Origin of the sequence: Acinetobacter sp. WCHAc010034, from assembly GCF_001696615.3 — a bacterium.
In the GTDB taxonomy this organism is placed as follows: domain Bacteria; phylum Pseudomonadota; class Gammaproteobacteria; order Pseudomonadales; family Moraxellaceae; genus Acinetobacter.
This window is the reverse complement of sequence record NZ_CP032279.1, coordinates 3159068-3182905: the sequence shown is the minus strand read 5'-3', so window position 1 is coordinate 3182905 and position 23838 is coordinate 3159068. Positions and strand designations below refer to the sequence as shown.

Sequence of the window (23838 nt, the reverse complement as noted above, 5' to 3'; positions counted from 1 at the left end):
TAAAAATGCTTCTCATTTACAAAGACGACTCATGATCAGCAGATGTAAACCTGCAGAATTTATTTTTTTGCAATTTTCCATTCTTTGGCTGCCGTCTGTTCTACTCGGACGGCCGCCACATAAGGCAGTATCTGCATGAAATGCTGATAATTGTGAATTTTGAATTGCCCGTTAATCTGCAAGTCTTTCAGTTCGGCATCCTGAATCTGCACATTAAAGTCGGCATAGCGCTGGAAATTTTTAAGCGCCGCCGGCAAAGGCGTCCGGTCAAATACAATATGGCCTGTCTGCCATGCCTGTACGGCATCCAGATTAGCAAGGGCCGGCGCGCTGAGGCGCCGCTGCTGATTGCTTAAAGACTGGCCTTTAGTTAAATGAATCATCGGCGCTTCAGCTCCTTTAATGCCGACGGCGATCTCGCCGTCCAGCACGGTCACCGAAGCGTCTGCCGCCGAGGGCTTCTGCACATTGAACACCGTGCCGATGTCAATAATCAGCATTTCTCCGGCGCTGACCTGAAAGCTGCGCTCAAAACGGCGCAGCAGCGGATGTTCCGCATGCGCCACATGAAAGCCCGCTTCGCCCCGGCTTAAAGTAATTTCGCGGCTGCGCAGGCGCTCCTGCACCTGCACATGGCTGTCAGTATTCAGCATGATTTGACTGCCGTCACGCAGCCGGATGCTGGCCTGTTCCCCGCGCGCGGTCGCCAGCTCATACTGCTGGTACGCCGGGTTATAGCAATACGCGCCCAGCAGCAGGCCGCACAATGCCAGGGCCGATGCCCCGGCAGCTTTTTTCTTCAGCTGGCGCTGCCTGGCCCTATGCAGGATTTCATCTTTAGAGGCGATATTCGGCAGAATGTCATCTTCAAAACTGGCCAGCATGCGCTGAATATCGTGCAGGCTATGTGCTTTGGCATGCCTGCTTAGCTTTTTATGATCCATGCTGTTTATCAATAAAAACCGGAATGAAGGACTGCAGCGCTTTGGTGAAATGCCTGATCACCATGGTTCGGGAAATGCCCAGCTGCTGCGCCGCTTCCACCTGCGTCATGCCGTAAAACTGAATCAGCAGAAAAACATCCTGGCAGGCCGGCGGCAAAGCCGCAATCTGCTTTAAAATCAGCTGCGCATACTGCTCGCGGGCAACGCTCAGTTCCTGCTCAGACAGCTCGCTGAATACTGCCTGCGCATCAATTTCATTATGCTCCAGCGCTTCAAAATGCTTGCCGTAAGTTTTGTCTTTTCTTAAATGATCCAGCGCAATGTTGATGCTGACCTTTTTTAAAAATGCAATCGGATGCATTAAATTCAGGAACTGCTCCGGGCGCTGCAACACGCGCAGGTAAGTTTCCTGCACTGCATCCAGTGCGATTTGCCGGCTGCCTACTTTTAAGCTGATGTAATCCACCAGTTCATCGTAGTGCTGAACAAGGCTGCTGCCGCTGGAGAATACAGCATCTTTCATATTGACTGCCACAATCTAAAAATGATTATCATTATCATTTAAAAGCCGTTAATTTTCAATCCGGATTTGCTTTTTCCCGCTTTGTTAATGCGCTAACGGCGCGGATGGTCAGGCTGCTCCGCCGCATTTTCAGCGCAGCAGAAGCATTTGGGCTTTTCCAAGGTCAGATGATAGGAACTGGCGCCGTGAATCAGAATCAGCTCCTGAATCTGCAGCTCAAACAGCGGGTCGGCAATCTGTTCCAGCCTGCCGCACTGCCTGCAGCAGATGCGGATATTGGCCTGCGTATTTTTAAAGGAATACAGCGCCTGCTCATCGCCCAGCTTGAATTTGGCCACCAGCCCGGCCCGCTCCAGCTGCCTGAGCGCCTGATATATGCCGGCGCAGGACAGTTTTTTCAGCTGCTGCTGCGGGCTGTATAGAATTTCCGTGACAGTCAGCTCCCTTTGCGCGCTGCGCAGAATATGTAGAATGGTGAGGCGGGTCAGGGTCACTTTTAAATCCGCTTTCAGCAAGAGCGCTCTCAGTTCCGCTGCATTTTGCTCATAGGCCAGCATATTTACACCTGCATTCATTTAGGCTTTCAGCCACATCCACAATTGCACAAAGGCCATCAGGGCAATCACCGCGCCGACAGCCCACGGGTGCGGCACAGTCCAGACCAAAATGCAGGCCGCCATGCCCATGCTGGCCAGAGAAAACAGCTTCACCTTCAGGGGCAAAGTGCGTTCCGCATGCCACTGCTGCAGAATCGGCGCAATCACGGCGTTATTGACAATCCAGCCATGCAGCCGCTTGGAGCCTTTGGCGGCGAATACGGCGGCCAGGAAGTAAAAGTCAAACGCCGGCAAGCCCGGCACCGCCAGCCCCAGCGTGCCCAGCGCCAAACACAGCCAAGCCAGCGCAATGCACAGCCAGCGCATCAGCCATGACTTCGCCAGTTTCGGCTCAGGCATGCGGGCGGCGGCGGTTAAGTTCGGCTCTGACTCAGCGTGTTTCATGTGCGGCTCACCTTTATTTCCGGTTTATTTAAGGTCTTTCAGCTGCGCCAAAAGCGCGCCAAAACGCTGAAAGCCCTGCAAGGCGCCTTCAATAATCTGCTGCTGCTGCTGCGGGCTGAAATCCGCCTCATCCAGCGTCTGCTTAAAGCGCTTCCACACCACAGCGCGGCCTTCCGGATAAGCCGCCAGATTGCGGGCAGCAAAGTCCGCGCTGAAGCCGAACTTGGCCTGCGCCTCTTTAAATAAAAAAGCCGCCCCCAAAGTTGAGCCTTCAGACACATAGATCCAGCCCAAAGACTGCGGATAGCTCACCGCTGCGGTAAAAATGCCCTGCTGCTGCGGCTCCAGGCCTAAATCCGCCAGATCCTGCAAAGCTGCTTCAGAACGGCCGCGCACATCCAGGTCTGGAATGAGCTGCTCCACGGCCGGGTCCTGATACAGATGCTCAACATCCTTTTGGAAGTAGTATTGCGACAGCGTAAACTGCGCGTAATTTTCCTTGCTGGCAAACGCTTCTGAGCGCTGCATTAGGCTTTCCATCCGCTCATGCTCTGCAGCGGTTTCCTGCTTTAAGCGCTGCATTAAGCTGCCTGCTGCGGTGTTCTCTGTTGATGCGTTCATAAAAACTCCTGAATAAACCTCTTGCCGGATGGCCTGCGGCGCTGTGTGCTTTCTGAAACTGTTTGCCAGCTTCACCGCCTGAAGGCCGGGCTGCCAATCATTTCAGGCAGAAAAATCTGCCTTTACCCCTATAGACGGATGAGCAGGCCGAAATGCGTTATCGGAAAATGTAAGCAATTGTAAAAAATCAGCTGCCATCTTTTGGCTTTGGAGATTTGCAAGGCGGGGAAGCAAGCTGCGCAGCCTATTGAAGAACCGCAGCTGGACGAATGGAAAGCCTAGTGCGTGGCTATGGCGTAAATGACATTTGACAGAGGGGCTTAGGCCGCTTGGCGGCAGCATGCCCGTTAAAAAGGCATGCAAAGAAATTTATGCCGGCATTCATTCTGCGGAGTTTTTAATTATTCCAAGCGCTTAGGCCAGAATACTGACCAAAATTTCACGGGTTCTGCCAGGCTTATACCGCGGCCAGATTGATAAACAGCTGGATAAAATTATCCAGCAGTATATGTAGAATGCAACTGGCTAAAGAGGAAATGCAAAACGCCCGATGAAATTCATCAGGCGTTTTACTGCAAAAGCGTCAAGCTATTTTAGGATTAGACAATAACCCGCATCACTCCGCCTTTGACCATGCGCCATAACTGACGTTGGGCAGCACAATAAAACGGTCGCCAAATTTTTCCCGGTTTTGCGCCACCGCTGCAGCGCGCTCGGCAGCGGTCTGCTGATTGCTGAATGCCCCTGAAAAATCATGCAGGGTATCGCCCAGCAGCAGCACAATTTCATAATCCTTGCTGATGCTTTGACGGCGCTGCTCCTTCGGTGTGCCATACAGCAAAATCTGCCGGCTCTGTACCTGCGGCAAATTCAGCCGCTTCATCATCGTCATGGCGGATTGACGGTATTTTTCAGCGCGGTCAGAGACATAGAAAATCTTAATGCCCTGCTGATCGGCAAACTGCAAAAAATCCAGGCTTCCTGGAATCAGCTTCGGCTGCCCTGACTGCTCCCATGCATCCCAGGATTTCCAGTTGGTATAGTCTTCACAGCGCTTCAGATCATTGACAAAAACATCCGTATTGTCTAAAACCGTTTCATCTAAATCTGTGACAATCGCTAGGTTTTTGGCCTGCGGATTGGCCTGCAGAATTTCCTTAAGGCGGTGCTCTGCCAGATTATAGGCCTGCAGCTGCAGCGCCTGAACTTCTGCAGAACGGTTTTGAAATTTCAGGCTCATGCCGTACTGCTGCACCGCAGGGCAGCTCGGCGCTTCTTTGGCCTGCAGCTGCGCGCCGGAACACGCCGCAATTGCCAAAAGCGCCGTGTATGCATGCTTTCGCGTTAAATTCATATTCAGTCTCAATTCCAAATTCAGCCTTCAGTTTTTGCCTGCCGGCGCATCATCATTTGCAGTGAATAGGCCTTGGGCGGTCAAGCATTTTGCTCAAAGCTGAGCGGCTACCTGCTGGCCGGCCTGCCACTGCTTTTTCCACATGCGCCAGCCATTCAGCGCCAGCAGGATAAAAATAAAGTATAAAAATGCGGTTAAGTTCAGCGACTTGTGCAGGTACATCAGCACATAAAGCGCATCCAGCACGCACCACATCGCCCAGCTTTCTATATATTTGCGCGCCGCCCAGTAGCTGGCAACCAGGCTGAATGACGCCAGCATGGAATCCAGCCAAGGCAGGGAAGCTTGGGTATAAGTCGAGAACAGCAGGCCTAAGAGCAAGCCGGCCGCAGTGCCGGTCAGCAGGCTGCGCGCCATCACCGCCTTATTCATATAAGCTGGATGCACAGGCTGCGCTTGGCTGGCGCCCGACCAGCTCAGCCAGCCGTACAGCTGCATGATGATAAACACGCCCTGCAGCATGGCATCGGCATACAAATGCACTTGATAGAAAATAATCATGTAGAGAACAACCGCGGCAATATTGACCAGCCAGCAAATGCGGTACTGTTTGGACGTCAGCCAGACGCCCAGCACATTCAAAATAAACGCGGCGATTTCTAAATGCGACATACTGAACCTGCTTAGAAATTCAATTTCAGCGCAAGGCTGGCAGTGCGCGGCGCGCCTAAGAATAAGTAGTCATCGCCGCCGGATTCACCCACGTCGCGCCAGTATTTTTTATTCAAAAGGTTGTCAACATTGAAGCGCAGTTCCGCATCAGTTTTGTTCCATTTAAAGGCATAGGCTGCGCCTGCATCAAAAACGCTGTAGCCGCCGACTTTGGCTGATGCTTCTTTATTGGCGAATTTGCTTGAGCTGTAGCGGCCGCCGGCCATCAGCTTCAGGCCTTCAACCTGCGGCAGATCATAAGTCACAAAACTGGCCGCGCGGAATTTCGGCGCATTCTGCGCTTGATGGCCTGAATAAGCCGTATTGGACACATCTTCCAGACGGACACGGCTCAGCGCCATAGTGCTATGCATGGCCAAGCGTGAAGTTAAATTGCCCGACAGCCCCAGCTCCAAGCCGCGGCTGTGCTGCTTGCCTTCCTCAATAAAATAGTATTTGCTGTCCGCAGGGTTCAACGCCGTATATTGATTGTCCTGGCGCAGGTCAAACAGCGCTGCCGTGAACAGGAACTGACTGATTTGCTGCTTATAGCCCAGTTCATATTGCTCAGAATGAATCGGCGCCAAAATGGCATCACTATTTTCTGCATACCATGCTGCCGAACGGCCATCCGACAAGCCTTTGGCGTAGGATGCATACACCGTTGCATCTGCTGTTGGGCTGTAGCTCAGCGCCAGCTGCGGCAGGAATTTGTCAAAATCAGTATCGCGGGTTTGCACGCTTTGTTTGCTATAAGCCTGTTCATCCAAATGAATCCATTTGCCGCCCAGAAGCGCCGACCATTGCGGGCCGAATTCAATGCGGTCAGATACAGTTAGGGCCGTCTGCTTGCTGTCTAAGGCTTTATGGCGCGGGCCAAGGGGTTCCGTTGTTGGCTTTAAATCCACTGTATCTTCGTAGATGTTTCCAAAACCGATAGATTCATTCACGCTGTCATAGCGCTTGCGCGACTTATCCGTCTGCGCCAGTTCAAAGTTCAGATGATGCAGGGTATTGGCCAGTGACCACTGCCCTTGTAGCTGGCCTTTCAGCTGATTGGTGACGTAAGTATCATCAGGGTTTTGATAATCATAGATATCGTAATTGCCATTCGCATCGAAGCCATTGCCCAGTCCGCTGTACTGGCAAACGCTGCTGTAGCAGCCCCAGGCAAAGGTGGAATAATCATCCACTTTGGCTTTGCTGTGTGAGCTGCTTAGATTTGCCGTCCATTGCTCATTCAGCGCATAGCTGTATTTCAGGCTGGTGTTTAAGCTGTCGATGGTGACCGGCTTGCCCCAGCTTTGATAGGCCAGCAAGCGGTCCTGCTGCACATTTTGCGGCACTTTGCCGTCCAGCAGCTGATAGCCGGGCACTGAGCGCTGCTGCTGGCGCTGCGATTCCAAATCAAACTGCAGCTTGGAACGGTCTGTCATTTGCCAGTCCAGCGCAGCAGAACCCAAATAGCGCTTGCCGCCGACATGGTCGACATAGCTGTTGATCTGCTCATTGACCAGATTCACGCGGTAGCCCAGCTGCTGCTCGCTGCCCATAAAGCCGCCTAGGTCGGCTGCTGCGGAAAACTGCCCGTATTCATCCGCGGCTAGAGTCAAAGACTTGACCTCTTTCGGGCGCTTAGACACATAATTCACCACCCCGCCCGGCGTCGACATGCCGCTTTGAATCGCGGAAATGCCTTTTAAAATCTCAACCCGCTCTTTATTTTCCAAAGACAGATTCTGTTCGCCGCGGACCGCATGGCCATTCAGCAAATAGCTTGAGCCCAGATCTAAAGTGAACCCGCGCGATACAAAATTGGAGTAATAGCCAATCGGCGCATAGCTGTCGCCGACAGCGGCGTCATTTTTAATGATATCCGCCAAAATGCGCGCATGCTGGTTTTCAATCATTGCAGCATTGACCACGGCAATAGAAGCAGGCGTTTTCTTTAATTCCTGAGTGCCGAAACCTTCCAGCGCGACTGTATTTTTTTCTGCAGCTGCAGCCTTTGGCGCCGCAACAACAATTGTGTCCAGCGTATTGACGGCATCAGCGGCAAAGGCCGCAGGCGCGATGCAAAGCTGTGAAATCACCGCAGCTTTTACCGCGCGCACCAATGGATTCTGCTTAAATTGAAGATTCATGCTTAACCTTTCTGTCTGTCCCTAAAGCGCCGCTCACACAATGCCTGATATGCACACTGCCGGTTTTGCGCTGAAAAAAATTGAATTGAAATAATGCGGAGTGAATTGCGCGGCGCAAAAAGCGCAATGCTGCCTGATAGGCGGCAGCCGATGCATTCACAAAATATTGAAAAATCATGCCGCTGCCTGCTGGATCAGCAAGGCCAGCTTTTGGCAGAATTGCTGCCCCTGCGGCTTAAAAAACCAGGCCGTATGCGCAATCAGCCAGTCATGGTAGGCCGCGTCTGTATGCTTGAAATTGCGGGTAATGCCTGCAAAATATTCAAGCTCGGACACGGCAAAGTCGGTATGCACAATTTTGATCAGTTCCGGCAAAATAGCCAGTTCCTGCAGAGAATGCGAATGCTGCGCATAGGCCTGAATAAATGCCTGCAGCCCGGCTTCATCAATATGAATGTCCTGCGTCTGATTTAAGGCCAGCCAATCAATAAAGTTGCGCTCAACCGTCACCGCTAAATCATAAATTGCGGAATTGCAGTCACTTAGGCCAAAGTCAATCACAGTGCTGATTTCAGCCTGATCGCTGTTTTCGCTCCACAGCAGATTGGAAGCGTGAAGGTCATTGTGCGTCCAGATTTTTGGCGCGCGCTGCATGGCCGTTTTGACCTTTTCATGCACATGCGCCAATTGCGACAGCCAAGCCTGATCAAGCTCCTGATCTGCAAAATATGCGCTTAAAGCAGGGCTATTTCGGATGCGCTGGCGGATTGCCTGCGCAATATCATCGCTCAGCAGCAAATCCTGATTTGAAATCAGCTGCTGCGCGCTGCGGCCCTGCACAGCCGGATAATTTTCTGCGGCCTTATGCAGCGCCGCCAGCATCTGGCCGGCTTTAGCGGCATGCGCTGCGCAGAAAAAAGGCTTCCAAGACAAATGGTCAGCATACAGATCAAGTCCATGCGCTTTCTCATGCACCTCATAGCTCCAGCCATCCAGTTCAACCGCTGTAGCGCCGTCTTTTGAACAGATGACCTTGGGGAGCGGCAGGCGCTGTTCCGCCAGATGCTGAATCAGCTGATGTTCCTGCTTTAAATCCGCGGCGGTGCGGAAACTGCTGTGGCTGCGTTTAATAAAATAGGCAGCCTGATTGACTTGAATCAGCATGGCCGATGAAAAAGGGCGCGGGCTGCGCCACAGCACCGCCGCCTGCCCCTGCAGCTGCGGATACAGCAGCTGCAGCTGCGCTAAGTCCGCTGCGGATATGTCTTTCCAATCTTTAGGTTCAAGGCTTTCCCCCATGCCATGGCCAAGGCTCTGTTCCGCCATCAGCATTTTTCCTGATGCATTGCGGCAGACAATGGCTTGAAACAGAAGCTTTTGCACACTAAGTTCAAGCGGTATAATTTGCCGCAGCAGCAATTATGCGTCATAAATCATTCAATACCCGATAAAAACAGTGCGGAATGTAGTAGATATAACTGGTACATACCAATATTATTTATTGATAAAATTCTTTTTTTAAACTATTTATCCGATAAAAAAATTATTTTTATTAATTTTCTGATTGATTTAAAATCTGCGCTGTTTGGCCCGCAAATAAATTATCATTATTCCCTGTTCATTATATCTGGTTAAAAACAGCACGCTAAATTATGTTAGGCATTGATATCTAAATTCATTTCTATCTTGTCTTGCGGCCAGATTTCGACATCATACTCAATCACCTGGCTATCTGACTTTGAAATCCGCTCTATGCGTATGGCTGTTTGGCTTGGCGGAATGCCCAGCAGTTTTCCGCCAAAGGCTTCCGCTGCTGTATTTTTTATTTTCAGCTGACTGCTGCTGTATTTTAAAGCATAGTGGTTTTTAACCACTTCTTCGACTGAAGGAATGACATCAAAATCTAAAAATCCGGGAAATAAGGCCACAGGCAAATAATTATACTCAAGCAATACCGGAACATTATCTGCGTAGCGCAAGCGGATAATTTCAAAAAAACCAGATTTTCGGATTTCTGAATCAAAAGCATCAGCGCCTTCAAATGATGAATCTATTTGCTTGGCTGAAATCAACTCAGTTTTAGCGCTAAAGCCCTGTGTTTTAAGATAGCTGTTAAAGTTGGCCGTTGAGGCTGGATAATATTGGATTTTTTTGTTGCTGACGAACCAGCCTACATTCTGGACTTTATAAATTTTGTCTTCCGCCCGCAGCTGCTCATAGGCTTTGCGGACGGTTTCCCTTGAGCAGTCATATTTCAGCGCCAGATATCGCTCGGATGGAATCAGCTGATTGGCAGCATATTTTTTTAGCTCCTGCCCGATCAAATCTCTGATTTCCATATATTTCATGTTTGAGTCCTATTTGAAGCAGAGCTTTAGATCAATGGCGCTTTCAGAAGATGTGAATTTATGGGGCTAAAACACCGCATCAACTGCCGTAAATAGCGATGCACATAGATTATAGAATAAATGGCTGCAGTTTATAATTACCTAAGGGAGCTGCTGCAGATTATCATAATGTTAACCTGCTGCAGCTCCAAAATTTATTCTTTTAATTTTAAGAGCCTGAAAACAATTCCTCTCTGCGCAGAAACTCAAGAAATGTTTCTAGAATTTTTCCTCTATACTGTTCACCATTCCTATGCAGCATGCCTCACTAATTCATCAGCTAATAGCTCAGCTTGCTCAAGCACAGTTTCAGTTGCCAGCAACTCCATATCAGGCGGATAACCATACTTCTTAAGCAAACGCTTCACAACTACCCTCAGCTTAGCCCGTGCGGCTTCCTTAATAGTCCAATCTAATGTCACATTATTTCTAATACTATTTGTCAGAACAACTGCCAGCTCCCGCAAGATCTCTTTTTGCATGAGCTCTCTGGCACTGTCATTGTCAGCTACCGCTGAATAGAAAGCATATTCATACTCCGTCAGGTTAAGTTCCTGAGCTAGCTTATCTGACTCTTGGATCGCCTTTGCAAGTTTTATCAGCTCATCAATAACCTCAGATGCTGTGAGGATCTTGTTCTGATAGCCCTTGATTGCAGATTTAAGCATATCCATTAGCTTCTTACCTTGGGTTACGCTTTGATTGGCCCTTGCCTTAATCTCATCGTTTAACAGCTTCTTAAGCGCTTCTAATGCAATATTCTTATGCTCATAACCTTTCATCTCTTGCAGAAATTCATCTGACAAGACTGAAATGTCTGGCTTCTGTATTCCCGCCGCATCAAAGATATCTACGACTTGATCTGTTACTAATGCTTGATCAATCGTTTGTTTAACTTTCGCTTCAAGCGCTGCATTCGTTAATGATGCTCCATCACCGCCGCCTGCAAATTTAGCGAGACGCGCTTTTACGGCTTGAAAGTATGCAACCTCTGGAGTTGCTTCCATCGCCAGAGGATGTGGTGTTGCAAGCGCATATGCTTGAGACATGGCTGCTACAGCATTCAGGAATCTGATTTTACCTTCGCCCTGATCCAGCCCGAGAATATGATTTTCAGACTCAAGAATGATTCCCAATTTCCTAGAGGTGCTTGCAGTGAAATACTCTTTGTAATCGTACCCGTACATAATCCCTTCAAGTACTTCCAGTTTTTCCTGCAGGATTGTTGCCGCCTCATCCTGCACTAATGCAGGATCACCCTTACCGCCAGCTTCTGAATAAAAAGACAAGGCTTCTTTGAGGTCTAATGCAATACCAAGGTAATCCACAACCAAACCGCCCGCCTTGTCTTTATAGACTCGGTTTACTCGTGCAATTGCTTGCATAAGATTATGGCCTTTCATTGGCTTGTCGATGTACAACGTATGCATGCTAGGCGCATCAAAGCCAGTAAGCCACATATCACGAACAATGACGAGTTTCAGCTTATCATCGTTATCCTTCATGCGTTTCGCCAAGTCTTGTCTTTGCTTCTTGGTCGTATGATGTTTTGCAATATCTGGCCCATCTGATGCAGATGAAGTCATAACGACTTTGATGACACCATCATTTAAGTCATCGCTATGCCAATCTGGTTTCAGCTTTATGATCTCATTGTAAAGGTCAACAGCAATTCTGCGGGACATGCTTACAATCATGCCCTTGCCTTGGCTTGCATTAGCAATCAGCCGCTGCTCAAAGTGAGTCACAATATCCTGAGCAATGGCTTTGATCCTGTCTTTGCTGCCAATCAGCCCTTCGACCTTAGCCCACTTTGCACGCTCTTGCTGGTGTTGGCTTAAATCATCTTCTGAGTAAAGATCATCAAACTCTTTAATGAGCTTTTCACCCTCTTCACTAATTCTAATTTTTGCAAGGCGGCTTTCATAGAAGATGCGAACAGTTGCTCCGTCTTCTACGGCTTGCGAGATGTCATAGACATCAACATAGTTACCAAAAACAGCAGGTGTGTTAACGTCCGTTTTCTCAATTGGTGTGCCAGTAAATCCAAGATATGCAGCATTCGGCAACGCATCGCGCATATACTTAGCAAAACCATACACTGTACGTTTACCGACAATCTTGCCAGCATCATCTTTTACATCAATTTCTTTAGCGTTGAAGCCATACTGCGAACGGTGTGCTTCATCTGCAAGCACTACAATATTGCTTCGGTTGGACAGCTCCTCGTAAACACTGCCGCCATCGTCTGGCTGGAACTTTTGAATGGTCGTAAAGATCACACCGCCAGATCCAACCTTGAGCAGCTTTTTAAGTTCCTCCCTGCTTTCTGCCTGTTTTGGTGTTTGCCTTAAAAGCTGGCTTGATGCTGCGAATGTTCCAAAAAGCTGATCATCTAAATCATTACGGTCTGTGATGACTACAACAGTTGGATTATCCAAGGCCAATACAATTTTGCCTGTGTAGAAAACCATAGACAGAGACTTGCCTGAGCCTTGGGTATGCCAGACTACACCTGCTTTCTTATCGCCAACTGCCAGCTGCTGAACCAGCTCCAGTTTGCTCCGGCCTTGATGCTGCAGAGCAGCCTCAGCAGACTTCGATTCGGCATTAACCGCTGAAGCCCGGATCGTTGAAAGCACCGCAGCATTCACAGCATAGTATTGGTGATATGCCGCCATCTTCTTAATGGACTTAATGGTGATTAAGCCATTAACATCTTCTTCTTTAGTCGACTCAAAAACGATAAAGTGCTGAATCATATCCAGCAGAGTTACTTTATTCAGCAAACCCTGAATCAATACTTCTAATTGGGGCTGTGTCTTAGATGCCTTAGATTGGCCATTCGCAGTCTTCCACGCCATGTAACGGCTTAGATCTGCCGAGATTGTGCCTGCTTTCGCCTCCAAACCATCAGAAACAATATTAAAAGCATTGTATGTAAAAAGTGACGGGATCTGCTCCTGATAGGTCTGGATCTGATTGTAAGCGCCATCTACAGTGGCATTTTCATCCGCCGCATTTTTGAGTTCGATAACAACTAAAGGCAAACCATTTATATACAGGATTAAGTCTGGCCGCCGTGTCCAGCGGTCTTCTTTAATGGTGATTTGGCTGACTACCCAGAACTCATTGTTCTGCGGGTTATCGAAATCAATTAGCCAAACATATTCGCCCTGGGTATTTCCATCTTTACTGACTTCAAGATTAATACCTTCTGTCAACAATCGGTGAAAAGCTTGGTTATTACTGAGCAGCTCTGGTGACTGCAAATTCGTAATTTGCTTGAGCGCTTCAACGCATTTGTCTTCACCTAAATGCGGGTTTAAGCGATGCAATGCTTCCAAGACTTTGCTTTCTAAGATGACCTGCTTATAACGCCTTAATGGATGTGCTGCTTTAGGCTCAATGTCTGGACCATATACATATGTCCAGCCTAAGCCCTGAAGCTGTTCTATTACCATCTGCTCTATATCTGATTCAATCATCTTAGACATTCTTTACCCCTCTTTAAGACATATTTATTTTTGCAAGACGCTTAATCTTTATTCTTCTGCTTGTACGTTATAGCCATACTGCTGAATACCCGCCCCCATCTCTCCAGTGTAGTTATGGCATGCCTGCATATAAGTTTCTGCATCTGACCACAATACACCCGGCACACCAGAGTCATTTAATGGAACAACGGTTACCTGATCACCAATCTGCAAAGTTGGCTTAGTCAATGAACACTGAATCTGAATTTTGTGCGCATCATGATTCCATTCAATTTTTTCAGCATCCCACCCTCTGCTGCCACCCACCAGAGTTAACTCTATATTTGATTCAGCTGGGGTTTGGCTTAACTTCTTAAACGCTATAACCCGGCCAATGGTACATGGGTCATGATAGCAAGACTCCAACTGCGCACCTTTCTGCACGCCAGAAAAGTCAAATGCTGCCGCGGGCTGCTCGATAATGGCAGGTGCCTCGACTTCTGCCGGTATTTCTTCCGCAGGCAAGGTTGGCTGCGGTGCTGCTTGTTGCGGCTTCATGTCATTCATTGGAACAACAATCTTTTTCACTTTCCAGCTTAAACCATCACGCTCCATGATCACTTTCAGCTGTTTGTCGTTGTCTGGATTCTTTAGCGTTACCTCAAATAAATTCATCGACAAATAACGAGTGCTGTAATCCAGCTTTTCTTTAGATGATGATTGCTCAGATGATTCTTCGAAGGAATGCTTTAAACTATCTCTAAAGTCTTTCCCCTGAAGCATCAATGTCACGCCTTCTGGAGTAATAACAGCATCCACCATTTTATCGACCATAGTCGTTGCTATCATTGTTCCCAATGCCTCCCAACCATTAGTATCTTTAGATGCTATGTCCTTAACCATATAAGTATTCATTTGATCTTTGAAGCTTTGGCGGACACTTGGGTAGTCAATGTATGCGGAGAGTTTCTCGCTGTCTCCTGCCTTTGCTGCACTCTTGATACTACTGAGTACAAGGTATGGCGAAGCGTAGTAGTAGCCCCCAGCCAGCAAGACAACAACTGCAATTAACGCACCTATAATTTTTTTATTCATATTCAGCCCCCTGAATGTAAAAAAGGCGAAGCCATAAAATGACTTCACCTAAATGTTATGCAACGTCTTCTGTTTGGTATTGGACTCGAACTTCACCGCTCATGAGTTTAGGAAGTAAGGTGTCACGGAGTTTTTCGAGTGTTTGGATTTGCTTCTGATTGGATCTGATCTTCCCAAATAGCTCTTCTGTCTGATGCTCAAAATCTTTTATAAGATCTTTATTTAAAGGAAGAAGTATGGTTATTTCCTTAATATCTGATTGTCTGATCAACGGCTGTGTACTTCCAACATTGTAATCTGGATAATTGACAGTTTTCAAATGAAAGTAAGTAAAGTAAAAATACTCAACATTCCTAAATACAAGTGTGTTATCCGACAACCAAACTGGTTGGCCTTCGACTATTGAAACTTTACCTAGAGTTCCCACTCTTCCTGTATAGATGAGATGTTCTTCAAATAAAATTTCATCAGTAAACCCTATTTGACCATTTGCACCTAAAATAGGTATTGAACCCAATTCATTGAACTTTTCCCGCTTTAGTCCTTTCCCACTAGAGATTGTAAAAAGGCTTCCTAAACACACCTCCTCCCAATCCTCTTTTGCTTCCTCAATAAGCCATTGACGAAACAGTGTTTCAGCCATGGCTTCCAAGGTCTTATTCTGACGATGCAATAAGTCGATCTTGTCATCTAATGATGACAGTACTGAGGCTATGGCTTTTTGTTGAGGGAGAGGTGGAAGCAACAATTTAAATTGCTCTATCAATCCTTTAGTTAATGCATTTCTTGTCCCACCTATTTCTGATAGGATCAGCAATTCTTCTTTAGCCGCTAAAAGTGCATATTTTAAGAAACTATGATTCAAAAGATCAGGATTACTTCTTAAGATTGCCACATGCTGATTTACACGAGCAGGAAGCCAACTCTTTGGAGCACTACAGCATCTGGCTACACTATCGCCTGTAATATTAAGTAATACATCATTTTCTTCAACAGTAACGCCTCGTAAAGCATAAGCTTGATCATCATCAATAAATGCTAAACCATCTTTTGTAAACTTATAGTCCAAGACGTTCTGGCTACGAATGAGAGATATACCATCTTCTTTGTATGCCCCACTTCCACCTGTTGGAGTAGAACCACTTCCTATTTTCACCGTTATATCTTTAAGATGGTAAGTTTTCCAGCCGCGGCTCATACAACCACCTTTGCCAAGTTCTCAGCAATGGATTGGTTTAGCTTGGCTTCTTCTAGAAGCTGCGCCTCAAACTCAGCTTTCAAGCTCGTAAAGCATTCATTAAAATCAAACTCATCTTCATCATCTGCTAACCCCACATAACGGCCTGGCGTCAGTACATAGTCAAGCTCTGCCACTTTCTCAAGCGGTACAGATGCACAGAAACCTGCAACATCTTCATACTCACCGCCTTGGTTGCGCCAGTTGTGGTAGGTGTCGGTAATCAGTTTCAGGTCTTCTTCTGAAAGCTCTTTGGTTCTGCGGTTAATCAGGTGTCCTAAGTTACGCGCATCAATAAATAGAATCTCATTGCTGCGGTCTTGGTATTTGCTTGAACCTACACGGTCACGGCGCATAAACCATAAAGCAGCAGGAATCTGAGTATTCAGGAATAGCTTGGCAGGCAAGTTGACAATACAGTCGATGACATTGGCTTCTGAAACCAAGGCTTTACGAATCGCACCTTCACCACTGGTTTTAGAGGTAAGCGCGCCTTTCGCAAGAACAACACCTGCCTGACCTTTAGGCGACATGTGATAGAGGAAATGCTGCATCCAAGCGAAGTTCGCATTGCCTGCAGGCGGTGTACCCAACTGCCAGCGAGCATCACCAACTAACTGTTCACCACTCCAGTCAGACACGTTGAATGGTGGATTGGCAATGATGTAATCTGCTTTTAGGTCCTTGTGTGCATCATTCAAGAATGAACCTTCAGAGTTCCATTTCACATGCTCAGAGTTAATGCCGCGAATCGCCAAGTTCATCTTCGCCAAGCGCCATGTTGTTTGGTTGCTCTCTTGACCATAAATCGAAATGTCATCGACTAAGCCTTGATGTGATTCAACGAATTTCTCAGATTGAACAAACATACCGCCTGAGCCGCAGCAAGGATCGAAGACACGTCCTTTGTATGGCTCCAGCATTTGAACCAATAAGCCAACAATAGACTTAGGCGTATAGAACTGTCCGCCTTGCTTACCTTCAGCTAAAGCAAACTCACCAAGAAAGTACTCAAATACATGCCCTAAAACATCCGCAGAGCGAGATTTCGCATCACCTAATGCAATGTTGCCAATAAGGTCTATCAATTCTCCTAGGCTCGTAGGATCGAGATTCTGACGTGCATATACTTTAGGAAGCACTCCCTTCAGTTGAGGGTTTTCACTCTCAATGGCTTCCATCGCCGCATCAACAATGACACCAATGGATGGCTGCTTAGCTTGGCCAAGCAAATAAGACCAGCGCGCAATTTCTGGAACAAAGAATACGTTGTATGCCATGTACTCATCACGGTCTTCTGGGTTGGCACCTTCAAACTCACCTTCACCTGAAACCAATAAACTGTAATGGGCTTCAAATGAATCAGAGATATACTTCAGGAAGATTAAGCCAAGGACGACATGCTTATACTCTGCTGCATCAATATTCTTGCGAAGCTTATCTGCAGCCTTCCACAGCACGACTTCTAAAGGTTCTTGTTTGGTTTGCTTTGGAGCACGAGCCATGTTGAATCCTGAGTACAAAGTTGATGTATTGGTTATAAGTATGAATAGTAACGAATTATGAGTATGTACGTAAGTAGATAAAGACATGAATTGTCACGGATCACACTATACTTTTTACTGTTATACACTCGCTTTACGCCCCGATGGTTTAGATCGAAGATGATGTATCTAAGCTGCAGATCGAATGGAAAGCCAGATGCTGGAAAATACTCAGCGGGGGGAAATAAACTGCAATTGGGATATAGACTATCGGACTATTGAACAAATGAATCACAAAATCAACCGAAAAATCCGATGGTCTAAAAATAACAGGCATTAAAAAACCTCATAACTCAAAGAGTTACGAGGTTGAATTTGGTGGGCCCACACAGACTTGAACTGTGGACAAACGGATTATGAGTCCGTTCACACCAAGATCAAATATCAACAAGATATACAAATAAAAACTATAATATCATATATTTACAATTTTAATAAAGTTTATTATTCACTCTTTTTGTTGATTGATATATATTGATTTTAGGTACTATTTGCTTACTAGATGCTTACTAGAATGAAATTAACAAAACCCTTTATAGATAAAATTGACTGTTCAGAGAGCTATAGTCATTTGTGGTGTATGAGGGGAAAAGAGGGTGGCGTATCCTGTTGATTGTTTCCTCCAAGAAATAATTAACAGTAGAGCGATACGCCATGACAAATATTACCCTGAATGTTCTTTCACAACCAGATGAAACTGGCACTGATGTGCTAACTGCTTTATTGCGTAATGGTGCTCGTCAGCTCATTGCGCAAGCAGTTGAAGTAGAGCTGCAGCAACTGCTGCAAGCTCATGAAGAACTGCGTTTACCCGATGGCCGCAAAGCTGTGGTGCGTAACGGCTATTTGCCTGAGCGCAGCATCCAAACGGGCATTGGCGATGTTGATATCAAGGTGCCAAAAGTGCGTGATCGTAGCGGCTCTGGTATTCGTTTTACCAGCGCACTGCTACCGCCATACCTCAAGCGTGCCCGCAGCGTTGAAGAGTTATTACCGTGGCTGTATCTCAAAGGTATTTCCACTGGAGACTACCAAGAAGCCCTTGCAGCCTTGCTGGGTGAGAATGCCAAAGGTCTGTCAGCTAACACCATTTCCAGGCTCAAGGAACGCTGGATTGATGAGCACCGAGAGTGGCGACAGCGCGATTTGAGTGACAAGCGCTACGCGTACCTTTGGGTTGACGGTATTTACAGCAACGTCCGCCTCGATGACCGTTTGTGCTTGCTGGTGGTGATGGGCGTGACAGAGCATGGTCGCAAGGAGCTGATTGCCGTTGAGGAAGGCTATCGCGAGTCTGAAGCCAGCTGGCTTGAGCTGCTGAATGGCCTGGTTGCGCGTGGGCTTACGACCTGCCCAAAGCTGGCAATAGCTGACGGCGCCTTGGGCTTCTGGAAAGCCCTGAGTAAGGTCTATCCGCAGACCAAACAACAACGCTGTTGGGTGCATAAAACGGCCAATGTGCTCAACAAACTGCCCAAAGCAGTACAGCCCAAAGTAAAAGAAGCACTGCATGATATCTGGATGGCAGAGACGCGTGAGAAGGCTCATAAAGCCTTTGATATAGCGCTGGAAAGGTTTACTGCTAAGTACCCACGCGCAATGGAATGCTTAGCTAAAGACCGTGAGAGCATGTTGGCTTTCTACGATTTTCCAGCAGAACATTGGGTGAGTATACGCACCACCAACCCAATTGAATCTGCCTTCGCTACAGTACGTTTAAGAACCAGCAAAACCCGCAATTGCGGTTCAAGAAACACAACCCTAGCAATGGTTTATAAATTGCTGCAATCAGCGCAGAAGCGCTGGAACCGCCTGAAAGGATTTCAACTGCTAACCCTCGTGGTCAATAACGTTAAATTCCAAGACGGCGAACAAGTAATGGAGCAATCAGACAGGAAAACCGCCTGATGCTCGTACACCAGATTTGACCATAACTCCTGTTCAGATAAGACCAACCCAACTTTTTTTTGGGATGAAAGAACACCTGGATTCGGCGTCAAAGTTACACCTAAAAATAATAAAAGCTACATTTTCCAAGGCCGTATTGGACTCCAAAATCGCCGTATCAAAATTGGCAATGTCGATACATGGAAATTAGACGATGCTCGTAAATATGCACAAGAATTAGCTATTATGTGCCATAAAGGGATTGACCCATTGATCGAGCGCAAGAAAGCTTTAGCTGATAATAAAGAACTGCTAAAACAAGAAAAACGCAAAACTATTAAATTTAAAGATGTATGGTTTGAATATTTAAAAGCAAGACAATCTAATTGGCGACCAAGAAGTTATCAGGACCATATCGAATTATCTAGAGGTGGTTACGATCCTGAAAAAAATAGTGTTTATACCAGTCAACCCATTTTTCAACTGTTTGAGTACAAACTTTCTGAGTTAACTGCAGATGTATTTTGCGATTGGCTTGATCAAAATGACTTCCGCCCAACAACATCAGCTAAAGCATACCGACTTACACGAGCTTTCCTGAATTGGTGTGAGGAACACAAGGATTATGAAAACTTAGTGCCTCCAAAATCATATAACTCTAAAAAAGTTAAAGATAAAGTCCCTTCCCCCAAAGCCAAAAATGATTGTTTGATGAAACAGCATCTAAAACCATGGTTTGAAGAGGTAAATAAATTAACTAGTAGAAAAATTGCGATTTTTTTGATATGTAGTTTAATCACTGGTTGCAGAAAGAATGAGCTGCTTTCATTAAAATGGACAGATGTCGATTTTCGTTGGAAAACAGCAAAAGTCAGAGATAAAATTGAAGATGAAGGTCGCCTAATACCTCTGACTGCATATGTTGAAAGCCTATTATTAGAACTAAAGAAAAATTCTGATTCTAAATTCATATTTAGCAGTAAGGACTCTGAATGTGGGCATATTGTTAATCCCTACGATAGTTTAGAGAAAATATGTAAAAAACTAAATATTGGACTTACTCCCCATGGATTGAGAAGGTCATATAAAACGTTAGCTATATGGGCAAAAATCAATGAAGGATCTTTAGCACAGATATCAGGTCATAAACCAAGTGCATTAGTTGAAAGACACTATATAGTCAGACCAATGGATATGCTGCAAGAAACGCTACAAGAATATGAGAATTGGATTTTGCAACAAGCGCGAAATGGCATTAATTGAAATACCCCCATTTGACTAGCATTCTTACGTTTCCAGAAAACTTATAGGTTCCTTTTACTTTGTTCTTAAAATAAAAGGGAGACCATTACCAATAATATTACCGCTGTGATCAATGCGCCATTCATTGGTCACAGATAACTCTCTTGTTTCTATTTCAGAATTATAAAACTCACTTAGATAATGAAATCTCTGATTAGTTGAACCAACCCAATTTCTTACAATCTCAGTATTTTCTATCTCATATTCTCCATCAACGAGCACATCTGTCGCAGCAATAAGTTGAGTTGCTCCTCGGAATTTTATTTCTGTTAATTCTTCTAGTAAGTATCCCGTAAATACCATAACAGACAAGTCTAATTGATGTGCAAACTCGGCAAGTTGTGATAGACTTTCTGCTTGTAAAAAAGGCTCCCCGCCTAACAAAGTAATACCCTCTATCTGATACTTTTCTTTTGCAGCTTTAATCCTTGACATCACTTCTTTAACTGGAACCAGTTCAGCTGGTTGTATTTTTAGAAACTGACCATTACAGCATCCTTTACAGCGTTTTAGACAGCCTTGTACCCAGATTGCTGTACGCAATCCAGGTCCCTCAGCTTCGGTTACCTCAATAATTTTTGCTAAATTTATCCAAGCCATGTCATTAGCCTTTAGATAATATCAAAATCAAAAGACTTACCTGCCTGAATCACACGTATAGTTCTATTCTTCAGTTGCTCAGCATGCTGAACATGTGTAAATAAGAAGTCTGCCAAGGGGTCAAATAATTCCTTCGTTAGCACATTCAATACACCACGACCACCATGCTGTCTATTTACTTTATCAACTAAAGTTTGTAATGCTTTATCTTCATTTTCAAAAACGAACGCATTGATCTTCCATTTTTCAATTAAACGGTTTTCCAATGGCTTAAGTTTAGCTCTTGCAATATTCTTAAGAATATTGTCATCTTCCATAAAATTAAATGGAATGATGTTCGCTTCACCAATACGACCCAATAATTCTGGACGTTTAAGCTCTTTTTTGAAATGAGTCTGGACGGCAATTTTGAATTGTTCAGCTACATTTTCAGGTGATGAAGGAACGATATCACTGGCACCAATGTTCGAAGTAAAAACAATAAACGTATCAGAGAATGATATTGTTTCGCCTTTACCATCTGTCAAACGACCATCTTCTAGAATTTGAAGAAACTTGTCTAAAATACGTGGATGTGCTTTCTCGATTTCATCGAATAGTAACAATGAAAATGGGCGTGATTTTACGGCATTCGTCAATTGCCCCCCTTGCTCATAACCAACATAACCAGGAGGAGCTCCAACTAAACGCTGATCAGCATGTTCATGATTAAACTCAGACATATCAAAGCGGATGCATGCTTCTTCATCCCCAAACAAAAATTCTGCTAAAGCTTTCGCTAATTCAGTTTTACCAACACCTGTAGGCCCCACAAAAAATAAGGCTCCTTTTGGTGTTTTTGCTTTTGCTGAATGCTGTAATCCTGATAACCCTGTATAAGCACGTATCAAAATTTTATTCACAGCATCAACAGCCTGATCCTGTCCCTTTACTCTTAGTTTTAGCTTATTTTTAGTATCCTTCAGCTTCGCATGATTTAGCTGCTCCCAAGGAGATTGACGCTTGCCATACTGATAGAGTGATACAAGATTATTTATTGATAAAGTTTCATTTTGTTGACGTGATAACCTTGCCATATTATAGATATCACGAATCGTTAATCCATCTGTTAAAGTCACAAAATCTCTCAATCCTTGACTTGAAGGACTAAGCTCTTCTTGAACTTGAAAGACAAAGTTAAACGAAGAGATAACTTGCTCCCGTTCTGTAATACTTGGCAATGGAATATTTACTTCGCTAAATAAAGGATTATTCAAATAAAGACTTGGAGGTAACACTGTGGCACCAGAGCAAAGAAATATGAATAGACTTTGCGGCTTATCCATTTCTGTTGCACTCATGTTCAGTTCAGCATCACGGATACTTTTCGAGATCTGTTGCAGCCACGCCCTTTCAGCATCACTTAAGCTATTTACTTGCCCAAAAAGATAATTGGACCAATCTACAACAAACGCAACTTTTAATTTAGATTTTAAGACAACCTGTTCTGCAACAGCGAAAAAATCTTTCGGCGTGAGTTCTGTTTGTCCAACATTTTGTTGCTGTGCATGATTTGGGCTCGACTCTCCCATATCATATTCATCTCCACCAAAATCATCCTGTTGGTGACCAATATTTTGTAAATCTGACCATTGCTCAGGAGAAATTCCCGAAATCCCTCCAACACGTGAGTAGTAAACAACATGCTGGAAACCCTGATTTTTTAATGTTTCAGTAATAATCTGATTAATAGGTTTTAATTCCCGCATAGCAGAAAAAGATAGATCTATAATATTGCCGGATATAACGATTGCACGTCGAATCAATGACTGGCGTTGAAAATTATCTAACCAAGAATTTATATATGGAGTTTGCATCTTTACGTACTTCTATTATTTCATTAGTGATGGTTCACATTGTGTGGAGTAATTGGCTTCATTTCCTGATCCTCATCATCTGGATTGGACCAAATTACTCTTTCATCAGATAAATCAACTCCATAAATCTCAGATAATCGAGGTAGGACTTTAACCATATCCTCTTTACAAGATTGTCCTCTATAGTTATCAAATTCGTAGCGGACTTTGCCATCCAGTTCGATTTTAAACTTAGCCTGATTTCCTGAAGGACGTCTTGCCTGAATCACCACAATATCTTCCGAATCATTTTTGGTGCGTTGTGGTTTCAAGACACTGAAACCTGCATATTGAAGTGATTCATAAACAGCTTTTACCATTTCACGACGGATACTTTCATCTTCCATCGCTTTGTCAGCCTTTTGAATTAAGCTCTTTACTTGCTCAAACGATGCTATTGGCTGATTCAACATTATGTTCAGATCTGCATTCAATGCCTGAGTATCAGAGATAGGTAAATTTAACTGTTTTACCTCTTCAGCTAATTGTACCAGCATTTCTTTTGCTGCTTCCTGCTGTGCTTCTTGAACATCAACTTCTCGTCTTTTTTTAGCCTTATTTTCAGCATCCTGTTTAATATTTAGCATTTCTCTTTGGATTTGCTCAGGTGTATATGTACTATTTTGAACAAATATCTTTTGCTTTAAGTTTGATAATTCCTTAAGAGCTAAATTCCTGGAGTATTTATCCGTCCATACTCCCCATACTTCTTGCCAAGCATTCTGTAATGTCTCGTGTTCCTGACGTAATCTTTCCTGTTTTTCTCTTTCACGCTCCAATCTCTCATATTCAGCATTATGTTCCTCAACTTGAGCCAACTGTCTTGCAATCCTTGGTAGAGCATGAATTCGTTGCCCGACTTGAATGCTGAGTTCTCGTGCTTCAAACGCATTTCTAGTAGCGATTGAGCGTATTTCATTGATTTGAGACTTGATCAGCTGAATATCTTCACGAACATATTGTGAAAGACCCTGTTGAACCAAATCATTTATAATATTTTCGTAGCGCTCTACATACTGCAAAGTCGTTTGTCTAACACGTTTCTGAGCAACTTCTCTCTCTCGTTGCAAGCGATATCGTCTTTCATGAATTGCACTCATATATTTCCCTCTTGTAT

The 23838-nt window shown here is 45.1% G+C and carries 18 protein-coding genes and 1 pseudogene; 2 read left to right on the top strand and 17 right to left on the bottom strand.

The window, feature by feature from the left end:
* Positions 1-59 precede the first annotated feature (59 nt).
* The 14 genes from BEN74_RS16920 to BEN74_RS16845 form a co-directional block, all read right to left on the bottom strand.
* On the bottom strand, positions 60-944 hold the full coding sequence (locus BEN74_RS16920) for a FecR family protein (RefSeq protein ID WP_068907513.1): 885 nt from the start codon (positions 942-944) through the stop codon (positions 60-62).
* Positions 934-1467 (bottom strand): RNA polymerase sigma factor, encoded by a 534-nt coding sequence (locus BEN74_RS16915; RefSeq protein WP_068907510.1) that lies wholly within the window; start codon positions 1465-1467, stop codon positions 934-936. Before BEN74_RS16915 ends, BEN74_RS16920 begins: the two co-directional genes overlap by 11 nt.
* Positions 1468-1559: 92 nt before the next feature.
* On the bottom strand, positions 1560-2042 hold the full coding sequence (locus tag BEN74_RS16910) for a Fur family transcriptional regulator (RefSeq protein WP_068907508.1): 483 nt from the start codon (positions 2040-2042) through the stop codon (positions 1560-1562).
* The gene (locus BEN74_RS16905; RefSeq protein WP_068907506.1) at positions 2043-2468 is read right to left on the bottom strand and encodes a YbaN family protein; all 426 of its coding nucleotides are present in this window, start codon (positions 2466-2468) and stop codon (positions 2043-2045) included.
* Between the two features lie 24 nt (positions 2469-2492).
* Positions 2493-3089 (bottom strand): biliverdin-producing heme oxygenase, encoded by a 597-nt coding sequence (locus tag BEN74_RS16900; protein ID WP_068907675.1) that lies wholly within the window; start codon positions 3087-3089, stop codon positions 2493-2495.
* Positions 3090-3705: 616 nt separating this feature from the next.
* Positions 3706-4443: a 5'-nucleotidase, lipoprotein e(P4) family gene (locus BEN74_RS16890; RefSeq protein ID WP_068907504.1), complete on the bottom strand. Its 738-nt coding sequence runs from the start codon at positions 4441-4443 to the stop codon at positions 3706-3708.
* A gap of 93 nt (positions 4444-4536) precedes the next feature.
* Positions 4537-5115 (bottom strand): nicotinamide riboside transporter PnuC, encoded by a 579-nt coding sequence (gene pnuC, locus BEN74_RS16885; RefSeq protein WP_068907502.1) that lies wholly within the window; start codon positions 5113-5115, stop codon positions 4537-4539.
* Positions 5116-5126: 11 nt separating this feature from the next.
* Positions 5127-7298: a TonB-dependent siderophore receptor gene (locus BEN74_RS16880; protein WP_068907500.1), complete on the bottom strand. Its 2172-nt coding sequence runs from the start codon at positions 7296-7298 to the stop codon at positions 5127-5129.
* A gap of 174 nt (positions 7299-7472) precedes the next feature.
* Positions 7473-8630, bottom strand: a complete 1158-nt coding sequence (locus tag BEN74_RS16870) for a phosphotransferase enzyme family protein (RefSeq protein WP_416240780.1) — start codon at positions 8628-8630, stop codon at positions 7473-7475.
* A gap of 323 nt (positions 8631-8953) precedes the next feature.
* Positions 8954-9646, bottom strand: a complete 693-nt coding sequence (locus tag BEN74_RS16865; protein WP_068907495.1) for a GntR family transcriptional regulator — start codon at positions 9644-9646, stop codon at positions 8954-8956.
* 290 nt (positions 9647-9936) lie between these two features.
* Positions 9937-13182: a type I restriction endonuclease subunit R gene (locus BEN74_RS16860; RefSeq protein WP_068907493.1), complete on the bottom strand. Its 3246-nt coding sequence runs from the start codon at positions 13180-13182 to the stop codon at positions 9937-9939.
* Positions 13183-13230: 48 nt separating this feature from the next.
* Positions 13231-14256 (bottom strand): DUF2939 domain-containing protein, encoded by a 1026-nt coding sequence (locus tag BEN74_RS16855; RefSeq protein WP_068907490.1) that lies wholly within the window; start codon positions 14254-14256, stop codon positions 13231-13233.
* A gap of 55 nt (positions 14257-14311) precedes the next feature.
* On the bottom strand, positions 14312-15454 hold the full coding sequence (locus BEN74_RS16850; protein ID WP_068907488.1) for a restriction endonuclease subunit S: 1143 nt from the start codon (positions 15452-15454) through the stop codon (positions 14312-14314).
* The gene (locus BEN74_RS16845; protein WP_068907486.1) at positions 15451-16998 is read right to left on the bottom strand and encodes a type I restriction-modification system subunit M; all 1548 of its coding nucleotides are present in this window, start codon (positions 16996-16998) and stop codon (positions 15451-15453) included. Before BEN74_RS16845 ends, BEN74_RS16850 begins: the two co-directional genes overlap by 4 nt.
* A gap of 693 nt (positions 16999-17691) precedes the next feature.
* On the opposite strand from BEN74_RS16845, the gene BEN74_RS16835 reads away from it, so the two are divergent.
* Both BEN74_RS16835 and BEN74_RS16830 read left to right on the top strand, forming a co-directional pair.
* The gene (locus tag BEN74_RS16835; RefSeq protein WP_000182043.1) at positions 17692-18945 is read left to right on the top strand and encodes an IS256 family transposase; all 1254 of its coding nucleotides are present in this window, start codon (positions 17692-17694) and stop codon (positions 18943-18945) included.
* 18 nt (positions 18946-18963) lie between these two features.
* Positions 18964-20187 (top strand): annotated as a pseudogene (locus BEN74_RS16830) (tyrosine-type recombinase/integrase); the annotation flags it as partial.
* A gap of 54 nt (positions 20188-20241) precedes the next feature.
* Here the strand turns inward: BEN74_RS16830 and BEN74_RS16825 are convergent.
* From BEN74_RS16825 to BEN74_RS16815, 3 genes are read right to left on the bottom strand one after another with little or no spacing between them, the layout of a single operon-like run.
* A complete protein-coding gene (locus BEN74_RS16825; RefSeq protein WP_068911387.1) occupies positions 20242-20826 on the bottom strand; it encodes a 4Fe-4S single cluster domain-containing protein in 585 nt (194 codons plus the stop codon).
* Between the two features lie 11 nt (positions 20827-20837).
* Positions 20838-22682: an AAA family ATPase gene (locus tag BEN74_RS16820; protein ID WP_068911385.1), complete on the bottom strand. Its 1845-nt coding sequence runs from the start codon at positions 22680-22682 to the stop codon at positions 20838-20840.
* A gap of 23 nt (positions 22683-22705) precedes the next feature.
* Positions 22706-23821 carry a hypothetical protein gene (locus BEN74_RS16815; protein ID WP_068911383.1) on the bottom strand — a complete coding sequence of 372 codons (1116 nt, stop codon included), beginning with the start codon at positions 23819-23821 and terminating at the stop codon, positions 22706-22708.
* Positions 23822-23838: the final 17 nt, after the last annotated feature.

Excerpts from the sequence above, each read along its gene's own strand:
- BEN74_RS16920 (WP_068907513.1), bottom strand. The coding sequence starts at position 944 with ATGGATCATAAAAAGCTAAGCAGGCATGCCAAAGCACATAGCCTGCAC.
- BEN74_RS16915 (WP_068907510.1), bottom strand. The coding sequence starts at position 1,467 with ATGAAAGATGCTGTATTCTCCAGCGGCAGCAGCCTTGTTCAGCACTAC.
- BEN74_RS16910 (WP_068907508.1), bottom strand. The coding sequence starts at position 2,042 with ATGAATGCAGGTGTAAATATGCTGGCCTATGAGCAAAATGCAGCGGAA.
- BEN74_RS16905 (WP_068907506.1), bottom strand. The coding sequence starts at position 2,468 with ATGAAACACGCTGAGTCAGAGCCGAACTTAACCGCCGCCGCCCGCATG.
- BEN74_RS16900 (WP_068907675.1), bottom strand. The coding sequence starts at position 3,089 with ATGAACGCATCAACAGAGAACACCGCAGCAGGCAGCTTAATGCAGCGC.
- BEN74_RS16890 (WP_068907504.1), bottom strand. The coding sequence starts at position 4,443 with ATGAATTTAACGCGAAAGCATGCATACACGGCGCTTTTGGCAATTGCG.
- pnuC (WP_068907502.1), bottom strand. The coding sequence starts at position 5,115 with ATGTCGCATTTAGAAATCGCCGCGTTTATTTTGAATGTGCTGGGCGTC.
- BEN74_RS16880 (WP_068907500.1), bottom strand. The coding sequence starts at position 7,298 with ATGAATCTTCAATTTAAGCAGAATCCATTGGTGCGCGCGGTAAAAGCT.
- BEN74_RS16870 (WP_416240780.1), bottom strand. The coding sequence starts at position 8,630 with ATGCTGATGGCGGAACAGAGCCTTGGCCATGGCATGGGGGAAAGCCTT.
- BEN74_RS16865 (WP_068907495.1), bottom strand. The coding sequence starts at position 9,646 with ATGAAATATATGGAAATCAGAGATTTGATCGGGCAGGAGCTAAAAAAA.
- BEN74_RS16860 (WP_068907493.1), bottom strand. The coding sequence starts at position 13,182 with ATGTCTAAGATGATTGAATCAGATATAGAGCAGATGGTAATAGAACAG.
- BEN74_RS16855 (WP_068907490.1), bottom strand. The coding sequence starts at position 14,256 with ATGAATAAAAAAATTATAGGTGCGTTAATTGCAGTTGTTGTCTTGCTG.
- BEN74_RS16850 (WP_068907488.1), bottom strand. The coding sequence starts at position 15,454 with ATGAGCCGCGGCTGGAAAACTTACCATCTTAAAGATATAACGGTGAAA.
- BEN74_RS16845 (WP_068907486.1), bottom strand. The coding sequence starts at position 16,998 with ATGGCTCGTGCTCCAAAGCAAACCAAACAAGAACCTTTAGAAGTCGTG.
- BEN74_RS16835 (WP_000182043.1), top strand. The coding sequence starts at position 17,692 with ATGACAAATATTACCCTGAATGTTCTTTCACAACCAGATGAAACTGGC.
- BEN74_RS16825 (WP_068911387.1), bottom strand. The coding sequence starts at position 20,826 with ATGGCTTGGATAAATTTAGCAAAAATTATTGAGGTAACCGAAGCTGAG.
- BEN74_RS16820 (WP_068911385.1), bottom strand. The coding sequence starts at position 22,682 with ATGCAAACTCCATATATAAATTCTTGGTTAGATAATTTTCAACGCCAG.
- BEN74_RS16815 (WP_068911383.1), bottom strand. The coding sequence starts at position 23,821 with ATGAGTGCAATTCATGAAAGACGATATCGCTTGCAACGAGAGAGAGAA.